Source organism: Rhizobium sp. 57MFTsu3.2 (assembly GCF_012932765.1).
GTDB lineage: Bacteria > Pseudomonadota > Alphaproteobacteria > Rhizobiales > Rhizobiaceae > Rhizobium > Rhizobium altiplani.
The window spans coordinates 1-13,649 of the sequence record NZ_JDWI01000030.1 but is presented as its reverse complement, the minus strand read 5'-3'; the positions used below and the strand labels follow the sequence as shown (position 1 = coordinate 13,649).

Annotated in this window: 13 protein-coding genes; 5 read left to right on the top strand and 8 right to left on the bottom strand. The window is 60.1% G+C overall.

Features of this window, described 5'->3' with window-relative positions; translation table 11 throughout:
• Window positions 1-2: 2 nt before the first annotated feature.
• Both cobG and cobF read right to left on the bottom strand, forming a co-directional pair.
• Entirely contained in the window at window positions 3-1,367 is a 1,365-nt protein-coding gene (cobG, locus tag AF71_RS24900) for a precorrin-3B synthase (protein ID WP_169683682.1), read from the bottom strand.
• Between the two features lie 65 nt (window positions 1,368-1,432).
• Entirely contained in the window at window positions 1,433-2,200 is a 768-nt protein-coding gene (cobF, locus tag AF71_RS24895; protein WP_169683681.1) for a precorrin-6A synthase (deacetylating), read from the bottom strand.
• A 196-nt stretch (window positions 2,201-2,396) separates the two neighbouring features.
• On the opposite strand from cobF, the gene repA reads away from it, so the two are divergent.
• From repA to AF71_RS24880, 3 genes are all read left to right on the top strand, one after another.
• On the top strand, window positions 2,397-3,593 hold the full coding sequence (gene repA, locus AF71_RS24890; RefSeq protein ID WP_169683680.1) for a plasmid partitioning protein RepA: 1,197 nt from the start codon (window positions 2,397-2,399) through the stop codon (window positions 3,591-3,593).
• A complete protein-coding gene (repB, locus tag AF71_RS24885) occupies window positions 3,590-4,573 on the top strand; it encodes a plasmid partitioning protein RepB (protein ID WP_169683679.1) in 984 nt (327 codons plus the stop codon). Before repA ends, repB begins: the two co-directional genes overlap by 4 nt.
• 168 nt (window positions 4,574-4,741) lie before the next feature.
• The gene (locus AF71_RS24880) at window positions 4,742-5,878 is read left to right on the top strand and encodes an RHE_PE00001 family protein (protein WP_169683678.1); all 1,137 of its coding nucleotides are present in this window, start codon (window positions 4,742-4,744) and stop codon (window positions 5,876-5,878) included.
• Between the two features lie 132 nt (window positions 5,879-6,010).
• Here the strand turns inward: AF71_RS24880 and AF71_RS24875 are convergent, their stop codons facing one another.
• The 6 genes from AF71_RS24875 to AF71_RS24850 all read right to left on the bottom strand — a co-directional run bounded on the left by AF71_RS24875 (window position 6,011) and on the right by AF71_RS24850 (window position 11,922).
• Complete coding sequence (locus AF71_RS24875) at window positions 6,011-6,727, bottom strand: Bax inhibitor-1/YccA family protein (RefSeq protein ID WP_113469890.1); 717 nt, start codon at window positions 6,725-6,727, stop codon at window positions 6,011-6,013.
• A 23-nt stretch (window positions 6,728-6,750) separates the two neighbouring features.
• Window positions 6,751-7,518 carry an anti-sigma factor gene (locus AF71_RS24870; protein WP_169683677.1) on the bottom strand — a complete coding sequence of 256 codons (768 nt, stop codon included), beginning with the start codon at window positions 7,516-7,518 and terminating at the stop codon, window positions 6,751-6,753.
• Window positions 7,505-8,044 (bottom strand): sigma-70 family RNA polymerase sigma factor, encoded by a 540-nt coding sequence (locus AF71_RS24865; RefSeq protein WP_018856709.1) that lies wholly within the window; start codon window positions 8,042-8,044, stop codon window positions 7,505-7,507. Before AF71_RS24865 ends, AF71_RS24870 begins: the two co-directional genes overlap by 14 nt.
• A gap of 136 nt (window positions 8,045-8,180) precedes the next feature.
• Window positions 8,181-8,576, bottom strand: a complete 396-nt coding sequence (cueR, locus tag AF71_RS24860) for a Cu(I)-responsive transcriptional regulator (RefSeq protein ID WP_169683675.1) — start codon at window positions 8,574-8,576, stop codon at window positions 8,181-8,183.
• Window positions 8,577-8,585: 9 nt separating this feature from the next.
• Window positions 8,586-11,087, bottom strand: a complete 2,502-nt coding sequence (locus AF71_RS24855; protein WP_169683674.1) for a heavy metal translocating P-type ATPase — start codon at window positions 11,085-11,087, stop codon at window positions 8,586-8,588.
• Between the two features lie 442 nt (window positions 11,088-11,529).
• A complete protein-coding gene (locus AF71_RS24850) occupies window positions 11,530-11,922 on the bottom strand; it encodes a hypothetical protein (RefSeq protein ID WP_169683673.1) in 393 nt (130 codons plus the stop codon).
• 1,017 nt (window positions 11,923-12,939) lie between these two features.
• On the opposite strand from AF71_RS24850, the gene AF71_RS24845 reads away from it, so the two are divergent.
• Both AF71_RS24845 and AF71_RS24840 read left to right on the top strand, forming a co-directional pair.
• A complete protein-coding gene (locus tag AF71_RS24845; protein ID WP_169683672.1) occupies window positions 12,940-13,290 on the top strand; it encodes a VanZ family protein in 351 nt (116 codons plus the stop codon).
• 173 nt (window positions 13,291-13,463) lie between these two features.
• A partial coding sequence (locus AF71_RS24840; protein ID WP_169683671.1) for a helix-turn-helix domain-containing protein occupies window positions 13,464-13,649 on the top strand: 186 nt, incomplete at its 3' end.

Below are 13,649 nucleotides of genomic sequence, written 5' to 3'. Positions count from 1 at the left end.
TCCTATTCCTGTCGCAGCGCCTTTATGGCGTCTTGTTTGCCGATCCGTCTAAGGCAGTCGGCAGCCGATTCGCCAGCTTGTCTCTCGTTTTTGATGAGGCGAGCGAGTTTCTCTATAGCGGAATCGATATCGCCGCCAGCAATCTGTGCATCGGGAATGTCCGATGCCACGCCGTCCAACATGAGATGATAACCATCGTCTGCGCCGACAACGGCAAGAGCGGGTCGCGGATGGGCGCAGCCCTTGGCGCAGCCGGAGAGGTGAACAGTCATCGAACCGTCCAGCAGTTCCGGTGCTTTGGCGACCAATCTCTCGGCGCAGGCCTTGGTCTGAAAGCGGCCGAAAGCACAGGCGCCGGCGCCGGCACAAGTGGCGATGTGCATCGACGGATCGTCGCCGTCGACTGACAGTCCGTACCGGGGCGCCATCTCCGCAACGGTTGCGGCTGATTGGCCGTCGAGCCCCACCAGGAAGAAAATGCGCCCAGGGCCAGGCCGGACTTCTGTTGCGCCCAGCGCTTCGGCTTGTTCAAGAAATGAAACAAGCTCGCCGGCATGCATCTGGCCGAAGCGCGGTCTGAGGCCAAGGATTGCCGAACCGTCAGGCAAGGCGAGGGTGCCGACCAGAGGATCTTTGCGCTTGGGCGCTCTTGCGAGCGTCATCGCCTCCATCGAAGGAAAGGCTAACAGTAGAGATTCACGCTCGATATCCCGGCATCGTTTGTGCCGGCCGAGCAGAACAAGCAGGCGAAGAAGCTCACCGATCGCCCGAACTGCTTCATCGGCATTTCCTGTCAGTAACGGCAGCGCCGTTCGTTCGTCACCGTTGATCGCAACCTGCCAGACACCAACAGAAACTGCGCTCACGCGAATGTCGCCGGTGACAGCAGCAAGGCCACCGATGCCGCCGCCATCGAGCACAATCGACAGCTTCGGGGCCAGTAGCGGCGAGAGCAGTTCGACAGCGAGTTCTTCGCGAAGCCGGGCTTCGATCTCGGCCGGATTCCCGATCTCGTCGGGTCCGATGCCATGCAAGGGCGAGAGCTCGATGACCGGGCCGGCGGGAATCGAGATGCCTGATGCCGCGAGATCGGCCGCGAGCGCCTGGACCGAGCCTGATCGAAGGCCGCGGATCTGCAGGCTGCCGCGGGCCGTGATCTCGACGATCCCGTTTCCATGATTTTTTGCGGCCTCGGCCAACCGGATGAATTGCCGGACAGTCAGAATGCCGCCGGTGGGGCGCAGCCGCGCCAGGAGGCCGTCGCCGGTTTGCATCGGTTCCAGCAGCGTCGGGCAGGCGCCACGGCGCTGCCAGGTCGAGGATGCCTCTTCCCGGCCGCTATGTGCCGCTTGTTCGCCCAATGTCATCACTGCCAGTTCCTTCGATCACGTCCTTATATAGCCGGCGTGATCATCGCAAAACCTGATCCGTGTCAAAGATCGTCGAAATCATGTCCCTTGCGAAGCAGGTAGATATCCATGATCCAGCCGTGACGCGCCCGTGCTTCAGCCCGGAGCCGGACTATCTCCTCTGCAACGTCAGCCAATCGGCCGGCCCGAGTAATCTCGTCCGGCGTTCCGAGGTAGGCGCCCCAGAAGATTTCCGCGTCGGGGTTATCGATCTTCGAAAAGGCGGTTTCGCCATCGAGCATCACGACTGTGCTCTCGGCCTGACTGCCTTGTTCGAGAAGACGTCGGCCCGTGGTGATTTCAAGCGGCTTTCCAACAAGGTTGATCGGTATGCGGTGGCTTGCGGCGAGTGCCTGGACGCTCGTAATACCCGGAATGACACTGAACTCGAAGGCGAGGGGGCCGGCTTGTCGGGCGCGCTCGAGGATGCGGATGGTGCTGTCATAGAGGCTGGGGTCGCCCCAGACGAGGAATGCACCCTCGCCGCCTTCCGGTAGCTCTCCGATGAGGCGTACATAGGTCTCGGCAATGGCGGCATGCCATTCATCCACACTCTTAAGATAAGTCCGGTCGGTGGTGGCGCGCTTCGGTACCACAAATTCAATGATGGCGGTGCGGCTGTTTGTGACGTATCGGCTGCAGATCTCCAGGCGCACGGCCGCAAGTCCTTCCTTTTCAGCGCCTTTCGTCGGAATGAAGATCGCATCGACGGCATTCATCGCGTTGATCGCCTGGACGGTCAGATGCTCGGGATTTCCTGTCCCGATGCCGATGATGTGGATATGACGCACGCCTTTTCCTCTTTGGTTCTGTCCGTTTCTGGCGCAGCCAGCCTGTCTCCGCAAGGGGCAAGGCGAGAAGTTGGCCGCGGCCAACTTGGCAAAGGCCAGCATGGCGGTTGTTGTCGCGATTCGCGAATCATGGCATCTTCGATACGCTTTTTAGCGCGATGTTGATAGAAAAGCGCATTGATAGGGATCGGGTGTTTTGGACAACATTAGCGTATCGACGACGGACGTCCGCATCGAGCGGCACGCCAATCAGCTTTCTCGTCAGCTGAAGCTCCTCCGCGAAAAGCTCTTCCCTCCATTGTCGCAAAAGACGTTGCGGACATTCACTTCAGGGGAAGCAGCGCAGATGATCGGCGTGTCGGACGGATACCTGCGGCAGCTCTCACTCGACGGCAAGGGGCCGCAGCCGGAGCTCTCCGGAAACGGTCGGCGTTCCTATACGCTCGGCCAGATCAGCGAGTTGCGACAGCATATGGCCAGGATCAAGCCGAAGGACGCGCTGTCCTATCTGCCGTGGCGTCGGCCGGGTGAAAAGCTGCAGACGGTTGCGGTGACGAATTTCAAGGGCGGTTCGGCGAAAACCACGACAACGCTTTACCTCGCCCAGTATCTGGCGCTGAACGGCTATCGCGTGCTGGCAATCGACCTCGATCCACAGGCATCGCTGTCGTCGATGCTTGGCGTGCAGCCGGAATTCGATCTTGCTGACGGCGATACGCTGTATGGTGCGATCCGTTATGACGGGAGCCGCCGCTCGCTAAAGGACGTGGTGCGGAAGACCTATTTCGACGGTCTGGATCTGGTGCCCGGAAATCTCGAATTGATGGAGTTCGAGCACGAGACGCCGCGCGCGCTCGGTGATCGCCAGCGGACCGGCGAGGTGTTCTTCCGGCGCGTCGGCGTTGCCATTTCGGAGGTTGAGGCGAACTACGATGTCGTCGTCATCGATTGTCCGCCACAGCTCGGCTATCTGACGCTCGGCGCCGTCTGTGCCGCAACGTCGCTTCTCATCACCATCCATCCGCAGATGGTCGACGTGGCTTCGATGTCGCAATTCCTGCTCATGACCTCCGATTTGCTGTCGGTCGTACGCAAGGCAGGCGGTGACCTGCAGCATGACTTCATCAAGTACGTGGTCACGCGCCATGAGCCCTTCGATGCACCGCAATCACAGATCGTTGCGCTACTCCGCAACCTGTTTGGTGACGATGTCCTGACGGCGACCATCCTCAAGTCCACGGCGATTGCCGATGCCGGGCTGACGAAGCAGTCGCTCTATGAGATCGAGAGGGGTCAGGTCCGGCGTTCTACCTACGACAGAGCGCTGGAGTCGGTGAACGCCGCCAATGGTGAGGTGCTTGCCGGAATTCACAAGGCATGGGGCCGGACATGAGCAGACGAGATCGACTGAAGGGGCTGTTCGACGATACCGCACAGGAGTTGGCCGCGGCCAACCCGGAAGATGAAGCGCCCATGCGCGGTCCGGCCGGTCCGGTCCGCTCGATGGCGCTGACGCTCGGGCGCATGGAAGAAGAGAGCAGGGCGATGCAGGAGGCGCTGCTGTCAGGTGAGCGCGTCGTCGAGCTCGATCCTGAACTCGTGGACACGTCCTTCGTCAGGGATCGTCTTGCCGACCTGCCGCAGGATCTTGCCGATGAACTGGTGCGCTCGATCGAGGAAAATGGGCAGGAGGTCCCTATTCTTGTTCGCCAGCATCCTGACGACGATGCGCGTTACCAGGTGGTCTACGGCCATCGGCGTCTCCAGGCGCTGCGACTGCTCGGGCGCAAGGTACAGGCGATCATCAGGACGCTCGACGATGTTGATGTCGTCATTGCACAAGGTATCGAGAACTCCGCGAGGCGCAACCTGTCCTATGTCGAGCGGGCTGTCTTTGCCTTCAATCTCGAGAGCAAGGGCTTCGAGCGATCCGTCATCATGAAGGCGCTTTCAACCGACAAGACGGAATTGTCGAAACTGATCTCGGTCGCCAGGACGATCCCGATGGACGTGATCAGAGCGATCGGTGCGGCGCCGGCTGCCGGACGGCGCAAATGGATTGCCCTTGCGCAAGGTTGGACGAATGCGACGACCTCGCGCCTGCGCAAGCTCCTTGGCTCCACTGAGTTCGCTGAACAGGACAGCGATCGACGCTTCGAGCTCGTTGTCGCCGAACTGGCAAGGAAGCCGGAGCGGCAAGCGGTGAGCGAGTATGACTGGGCTCCGAAGCAGCCGGGTAAGATCAAGGGCCGTATCAGGAGCGCCGGTGATTCGTTCACCATCACGCTGAAGACGGGCGATGCAGCAGACTTTGGCGACTATATTTCGCGTCACCTCGACGATCTCTACGACGCGTTCAGGGGCGGAAAATGACCTTCCGAGGCCGGGGACAGCACTGAACCTGCCAATAAGCTCTGGATCTTCAGTATCAGGCGAGAATTTAGTCGTCCGGCGATTTGAATGTGCTCTCCACTCATGTCATACATGACGGAAGTTAACGGTGATTTGGGTTCCGTTGCGGGGAAATCGAAATAGCTAACAATGCGCTATGAAATCGACAGTCCTTTGCTGGTCAGTCTGTTGCCGACGATTGTCGAGGCCGAAGATGGCCTGGCGAGGCTCGATGAGCGTGCGGCACGCGCAGCGATCGCTGAAGGCTTTGCCGAGCGCCGGCATTTTTTTGATGCGGTCGGTGCTCTGTGGGTCGCAGGCGAGTTGGTTCACGTCGAGGACCTTGTCCTGCATGACGCACATATGGACACACGAACGCCAAGCCACGAGTTGACGATTGCCCATTCGATCCTGCGCGCACGACGGCGCATCTGGACGGCAGCGCCGGACTGGGCCTTGAGCGGTTCAGGATTGTCGATCCTCGGCGGCGACACTCAAGGGGAGGGGGCTGCTCCAGAGACCAGGAGCGCAAAGGCGTTGGTCGAAGACGACGATGCCGAAAATGGAGCAGATGCGCTTCTCTCCGCTGAACTGGCCGAGATTGATGCGATCCTGGAGAGATCGCAGCGCCTATTGGACAGCCATGGCAGTCCTGGTGCGCCGGAGCCGCGTGAGGCGCCTGACCGCGTTCGCGAGAAGCGGAGCGACGACCCTCTCGGTCTCTTCGACGATGAAGAATGGGATGAGGCGGCGCGCCTTCGCGCGTGGCGCAAGACCATTTCGATCGCCGACAGCCTGCCCCCAGCGCTTGGTGCGGCCTTACTGTTTGATGCGTGGGAACGGATGGAGCCACTTCGTCGTCAGCATTGGCTTGGTGGGCTTCTTGTTGCCAGCTATCTGCGCGCCCGCGGCAAAGTCACATCGCACCTTTTCGCCTTCTATGCCGGCCTCAAGACGGTACGCTATGAGCGACGACGTTCGCGCGATCGCTTGACGCGACTTCAGGCCTTCCTTGAAGCGATGGCGGAAAGCGCGGCTGCGGGCTTGAAGGAAATGGACCGGCTTTCGCTGGCGCGTACACAGATGGAAATCCGCTTCAGGGATCGTCGCTCGAACAGCAGCCTGCCGCAGCTTGCGGATTTTGTCCTGTCGCGGCCGATGGTTTCCTCGGCAATGGTGGCCCGCGAGTTGCGGATAACGAGCCGTGGCGCGCTCAATCTGCTGAATGATATCGGCATCCGGGAAATCACCGGGCGAGGGCGCTACCGCGCCTGGGGCATCATCTGATCTCAGAAGAAACGAAAGCGGCCGGGCGTGGAGACCCGGCCGCTGTCGTTAGTGAGCACCCGATCCGCGCATCCTGTCACAGAGTGCGAACCGGGTGCCTAGCGCTTCCATTGCCCCCAGAAGCGCTTAGCCCTATTCCCGCTCGCCCGTGAAATTGAGCAGCAGCTGGAAGATGTTGACGAAGTTCAGGTAAAGCGACAGCGCGCCGAAGACGGCAAGCTTCTGGTTCGATTCCTGATCATAATTCTCGGAATACTGTTCCTTGATGTTCTGCGTGTCGTAGGCGGTCAGGCCGACGAAGACAAGGATACCGATCACCGAGATGGCGAACTGCAGGGCGCTCGAGCCAAGGAAGATGTTGACGATGCTCGCGATGACGACGCCGATCAGGCCCATCATCAGGAACGAGCCGAAGCGCGAGAGATCCTGCTTGGTCACATAGCCGTAGAGGCTGGTCGCGCCGAACATGGTCGCGGCGATAAAGAAGGTGCGTGCGATGCTCGTGCCTGTAAACACCAGGAAGACAGATGCGAGCGACAGGCCCATGACTGCGCAGAAGGCCCAGAAGGTCATCTGGGCCGCACTGGCCGACATTGTCTGAAGCTTGAACGAGAAGAAGAAGACGAAGGCAAGCGGCGCAAACATCACGACCCACTTCAGCGGGGACTGGAAGATCGGCACGTAGAGCGCCGGTGTGCTGCCGACGATGAATGCGACGACGCCCGTGATGACGAGGCCGAGGCCCATGTAGTTGTAGACGCGCAGCATATGCCGGCGCAGGCCCTCGTCGAACAGCGCCTGAGAGCCGGCGGCCGAGCCGTAGCCAAAACGCGGATTGGTGGGGTTCATGCTGATCTCCTCGGTTGAACGAACTAGTAGAGGGTGCGGGCAAGCCGATCGGCTTCCGCATCGAGATTTATGTCGCGATCGCCGGTCACGAGCGCATAAGCCACTTCGCCGATCTGCCAGTAGGCTGCTTCGGCCTTGTCGAGGGCGACATGCTTTACGGATTGCACGGCAAATGCACCCGGCCGGACGGCAAAAAGCGAGATCTGCTTGTCCTCAGGCGTCTTGATCGCCATTTCGACGCTCGGACCGAATTCGGACGGGAAGATCTGTACGTCGGAGATCTTCCAGTTCTCGGGCAATTGCGGCATGACGATCGCAGTTGCTGCGCGAATGTCCTCGGCCTTGTAGCTCGCGACGGGCTGAGACGGCACGGACTGGCGAAGCAGCGCCGTCTGATAGGCGCGCACTGCATCTTCGACATAGGCCGGTGCCGGCACAGAGGCGGCTACTTCGGTCGCAGTAAACGCGCCGAAGGAAGTGTGGGCGACCCAGCCTGCGGCGATGAACACGCCGACAGCCGCAATCCGCTGCATCGAATGGAAGATCCGACCATAGGTGAGGCCGCGCTCCAGGCGTCGAGCAGCGTCGCGCGTTTCCGGGCGGCCGAAGGCGTTTTCGCTGGCAAGCGCAAGGCGCAATTCGCCCCTCATGCTGAGGTCAGCCATGACCTTGGCGGCAATCGCCGGGTTCTCTGACAGGAAGGATTCCACCTGAATGCGGCGCGCCACATCGAGTTCGCCGTCGACATAAGCATCGAGATCAGCGTCGACGATAGGATCAATTGCCTTCATTGCCGTTCCCTCCGATTAGTCTCAGATGTACTGCGCGCGGCGTCTTCTCCTCGAACTCGCGAAGCTGGGCACGGGCGCGTGAAATGCGCGACATCAATGTGCCGATCGGTATGCCGAGGGCCGCTGCCGCCTCCTGGTAGGAAAGGTCCTCGATTGCAACGAGATGCAAAGCTTCGCGCTGTTCTTCCGGGAGATGGAAGAACGCGTCGCGTACCTGCTGGAGACGAACCGCGTGTTCCTGGCCGGCCTGCAAAGACTGTTCGGTCTCCAGCGCTGCCTCGTCGTGCCGGCGTGCCAGGGAGCGGTCCTGGCGGATGCGGTCGATATGAGCATTGTGCATGATCGACAGCAGCCACGTGCGCAGGTTGCCGCCACGGCGGAAACTCTGCTTTTTCTCGTAGGCGCGCATCAGCGCGTCGTGAACGAGGTCTTCCGCATCATCCGAATTGCGCACGAGCGAGCGCGCATAGCGCCGAAGCGCCGCAAGCTGGCTGATGACATCGAATGGGCGTTCTTTCCGTTCCATGACTGAGTATACGGATGCGAGTGAAGAGTTATTCCAGCCGCAACAAAAAAATTTTGGTTTTCCGCGGATCGGTAGGAATCCGGAGGGCTGGCGTAGCGATGACGCTGAGGCAAAGACATGAAGGAGCTGCGGGACCTTATTCAGGCCGAGCGTCCGACAGCTCCTCAAGGATGGGGCAATCAGGCCGGTCATTGCCGTGGCATGCGTGGACCAGATGCTCCAATGTCCGGCGCAGTTCAGTAAGTTCCCTGATCTTCCGATCGATCTCCGTCAGCTTCGCCTGCGTCAGTTCCTTTACATCCGAACTCGCCCGGTCCTTGTCTTCGTAGAGTGCCAGCAACTGGCGGCATTCCTCGACGGAAAAACCAAGGCCGCGCGACCTTTGAAGGAAGCGCAGTTTGTGAACATCGGCTTCGGCATAGTCGCGATAGCCGTTTCCGCCCCGATCGGGGCGGATCAGGCCAATATCCTCGTAATAGCGGATAGTCTTCGGAGCCAGTCCGGAGTGTTCCGATGCTTGCCCAATGTTCATGGCAATCTCCTATAGTTTGACGAGCCGCAGTCTAAGCGCGTTGGTGATGACCGAGACGGACGACAGGCTCATGGCGGCCGCGGCAATCATCGGCGACAGTAGCAGGCCAAACACCGGATAGAGCACGCCCGCCGCGAGCGGCACGCCGAGGGCGTTGTAACCGAAGGCAAAGCCGAGGTTCTGGCGAATGTTGCGCATGGTGGCCATGGCAAGGCGTCTGGCGCGCACGATCCCCGTCAGATCGCCCTTGACCAGGGTCAGGCCGGCGCTTTCCATGGCCACATCGGCACCGGTGCCCATCGCGATACCCACATCGGCTGCCGCGAGCGCAGGTGCATCGTTGACGCCATCGCCTGCCATTGCGACCACGGCACCCTTGCCGCGCAATTCGTCGACCAGAGCCTTCTTGCCTTCGGGCAGGATATCGGCACGCACCTCGTCGATGCCGAGGCTCTTTCCAACGGCGCGCGCAGTACGCTCGTTGTCGCCGGTGGCCATGATGATTTTCAGGCCGTGCTCGTGCAACGCCTTTATCGCAGCCGCCGTGGTTGGCTTGATCCTGTCGGCGACGGCCACGAAACCGGCGAGACCTTGATCGATGACGACGAACATCACCGTCTTGCCCTCGTCGCGCAGTGACCGAACCTGCTCGGCGAGCGGCGTGATGTCCGTACCGAGATCATCCATCATTGCGGCGTTGCCGAGCGCAACGACTGTCCCGCCGGTCTTGCCCACGACACCCTTGCCCGTTCGTGCTTCAAAGTCGGTGACATCGCTGAGCTCAATGCCACGCTCCTCGGCACCCGATACGATCGCCTCGGCCAGCGGATGTTCGGATCCACGCTCCAGGCTGGCGGCCAGCTTCAGCAGGCGAACCTCTCCTATGCCGCCAAGCGCGACGACATCCGTAAGCCTCGGCTTTCCCTCTGTCAGCGTGCCCGTCTTGTCGACGATCAGAGTGTCGACGCGCGCGAAGCGCTCAAGCGCTTCTGCATCCTTGATGAGAACGCCTTCCTGAGCGCCGCGCCCGGTCGCGATCATGATCGACATGGGGGTTGCAAGACCAAGCGCACATGGGCAAGCGATAATGAGCACGGCAACGGCGGCGAGCAGGGCATGCGCCATGCGCGGTTCGGGGCCACCAAGGCTCCAGACAACGAAGGCTGCGACAGCCGCGGCAACGACGGCGGGTACGAAGACGGCAGAAACGCGGTCCACCGCGCCCTGGATCGGGGCGCGCGAACGCTGTGCCTTTGCGACCAGGTCGACGATGCGCGACAGGGTCGTGTCGGCGCCAACCTTTTCTGCCACCATCACCAGTGTGCCATTCTTGTTGATGGTACCGCCGGTAACCGCGTCGCCTTTCTGTTTTTCGACCGGGATGGGTTCTCCAGTTATCATCGACTCGTCGACCGTCGACTGCCCCTCACTAACGGATCCGTCGATCGGGATGCGCTCGCCCGGGCGAACTCGCACGTGATCGCCAACCCGGACATCGTCGACCGGTACGTCGGTTTCAGAACCGTCCTCGTTGATGCGGCGCGCGGTCTTCGGCGCAAGATCAAGCAATGCACGGATGGCCGAACCGGTTTTCTCGCGGGCCTTCAGTTCCAGAACCTGACCCACGAATACCAGAGCGACAATGACGGCGGCAGCCTCGAAATAGACAGGAACCGTGTCGCCATGGCCGCGGAAGGTGTGGGGGAAAATGCCGGGCAGGATCGCCGCCACGACACTATAAAGATACGCCGTCCCGACACCGAGGCCGATCAGGGTCCACATGTTCGGGCTGCGGTTGACAAGCGAAGCCCAGGCGCGGCGGAAGAAGGGCAGGGCGGCCCAAAGGACGACAGGTGTCGCAAGAACGAGTTCGATCCACGTCGCCTGCGGCTCTCCAATCCAGTCACGCAGCGGCAGGCCGATCATCGGCCCCATGCTGATTGCAAGCAGCGGGATCGAGAGCAGACCGCTCACCCAGAGCCGGCGGGTGAAATCCACGAGTTCCGGGTTGGGACCTTCATCGATGGGTGGAATACCCATCGGTTCCAGGGCCATGCCGCATTTCGGGCAGTCGCCCGGATGATCGCTGACGACCTCGGGGTGCATCGGGCAGGTATAGAGCGTCCCTTTCGGCATCGGCTTTGCGGCGGGCCGGTTTCCATCGCGATAGGCGGCGGGATCTGCCTCGAATTTCGTTCTGCAGCCGGCCGAGCAGAAATAGAATTTTTCGCCCTCGTGCTTCAGGAAATGCCGGGCGTTCGCCCGATTGACGGTCATGCCGCAGACCGGATCCTTTGCTGTCAGGTAGTCTTGTGGCGCAGCCTCGAATTTTCGCCGGCAGCCGTCCGAGCAGAAATGATAGGCGTGCCCGTCATATCGGAGCGAGGGCTTGCCTGCCGCGGGATCGACCGTCATGCCGCATACAGGATCGCGCACAACGTCGTCCGCAGTGGAAGCGCCGTGCTCATGACCATGATGCGCGTGATTGTGATTGTCGTGCGTTCGATCCATACCATTCTCCCTTGCCCTGATGCGGCATTGGACACCCTTATGAACCTTCCAGCAACTGGAAGGTCAAGGGGAAAGTTGCGCAACGGCGAAAGTGGATAGAACAGCGCAATCGGACCTGCGGCCGCATTTCGACGCGCTTCTGACGCGCCTGTCGTCAGGTTGCCCGGGCGAACGGGAAACATGGCCCGAGTAGCAGAACCTCTCACGGCAAAGACAGCGGTTGCGACAGTTGAGGCTTCGGTCGGCGCGCCCCTGATCATCGCCTCAAGAAACGGCGTGAAACAAAAAGGCCTGCCGCGAGGCAGGCCTTGCATGAGATAATGGCCGATATTGAAATATGACTCGTAACAAATTCCGCATCCTGCGAGATATAACACCACACCCGGCTAACGGTCGCACCTCAGGAAAAAGCAGTATCGAGGCCCGTCATTTGGTCAGGAGGTCAGTTCTTGCGAGGCTGCTCCTGATCGTCCGCCGGGCCCTCATCAGCCTGAAGGATCAGAAGAGTTCCAAGCGCTCTGGCAGATTCTCGTGGCAGGGCGTAGTGCAGCCATCCATAGCGAGGATCGCGAATGTGCAGAAGCGGTTCGCCAAGCAATGCGTCGGCTTCCGAGTACCAGCGTGGATCAAGCACGGCGTCGACCATTTGGCCACCTTCCCAGGTCTCGTCGTGAGGCGGCGGCATTTCCGCCCTGATCTGGCCGGCGCCTTCAATGAGCTTTGATACGGCCTCGGTGTCAAGCACGAAAGCGACGGGTGGATCTGTCGGAAACGTAATCATTAACGTCTTGAACTCGTCGTCGAGCTCCCACTGAGGTTCTTTGCTGTTGTTCATGTTCACGTCCCTGTTGATCGCACTGCGGGATGCAGACTTGGCTTGCCGACGACGCAAACAAGGAAAAGCCGACGAAGAGTGATGGGGTATCCAAGACAACCGATCGTTCTGGTATGATCCAATAGTGTCGCAACTTCCCTTTGATGGCACGTACTCCGTTGGGTGTAGCCACAGGCAAGTACATTCCGTGGCCCTGCGCGCTCGTATCGCCACGCTCTGCGCCCACCAGCATCGGCCGGTCAAAGCTGATGGGGTCGCATCTCTAGGCTGGCGCACTGAAACCGAAGGGTCCGAGTGGGAAGAGACTTCGTAAGTCGTATGTTTCGAGCTTTATTTTACGACTGTTCATTACTTACGAAAATGGCAGCTTCCTTCGCGCGATCTGACGATCCATCGACGTTTCAGTCGATTGGTTCACCGACTTCATCTCGTGCTCGTCCGCATATCTGCTTGCAACTGCCGCAGCGCGCTCAGTCGCCTCTGAAGGGTCTCAACATTCCAAAATCTGCGTTGATTTGAGGACTTGCCGCGGTTTGGCCCGCATTGGCGCGTCTCTTGTTCGCGAATGATGCCGCTCTTTTTGAAGCTGTCCGCACGCGATCAATGCCTCTGAGAATGGCCAACATGTGCTTGGCTTCCTCCGCATCCATCGCAGACAGCGGGATACCGTCCAGGCGCGCTGGCTCGTGCGTCGCCCGATCGATGATAGACCAACCTGAGTCTTCAGTACGGAGACTATATTCCTCAGCCATCGACAATCCCCATTTGTAGACACCTGCATTCTGAACGTGTGGGGTGGAACGCGCTACTTCCCAAATTGGTCGATTTTATCGCTCAAAAGTTGTACATTCAGATGTAGTAATATTGAAACAATGAGAACATCTCCCGTGGCGCCACCATGCTCGAAGCCGGAATTCTCCATCCAGTTGGCAAAAACACCTGTTGGTGCAATGAAATGCATGGTTTAGCCGACCAACCCGACTGGATACAGCCGGAGCACTTCGCTATCCTGAGTACATGCTTCTCGACCGACTCCTGAAGATCGCCGCTTGGTTATCGCTTGCCGCCATCCTGTTTGTGACTGTTTCGCCGATCGGTCTGCGACCGCACGACGTCATGTCCGTGCGCGATGACCGGGCGCTCGCCTTCACGACAATGGCTTTCCTGTTCGTCGTAGCCTATCCCCGCCGTTTTTGGGTTTGCGCTGTCCTGGTCATATTCGGAGCGGCCGCAATAGAGTTCCTTCAGTATCTTTCACCAACCCGGCATGCGCGGCTTGAGGACGCTGCTGTAAAAGCTGTCGGTGCAGCGATTGGCGTGGGCCTGGGGTATGCGGCAAACTGGATCCTCCGGCCGCGCGCGGACTAAATTAGTCTCACGAACCGCGATGGTTATCCAGATTGTTCGGCGAACCACGCTTGGGGCCAGTCGAGGCGTTTTGGATTGTCTAGAGCGGATCATTGCTTATCGGAATCGGTGCGGGATTCCCAAATCAGCAGATTTGTGATTCATCATGGATGCTGGAATGGAGGCCAGCATCCATGACGCGACCCTATTCGAATGATCTTCGCGAGCGAGTCGTCGCAGCGGTTGTGGACGGTCAGAGCTGCCGGGTGGTGGCGGAGCGGTTCGACATAGCTGTCTCATCCGTGGTGAAGTGGTCGCAGCGTTATCGGGCCACCGGCAGTGTGTCACCCGGCAAGATGGGCGGCCATCGCCGACGTGTG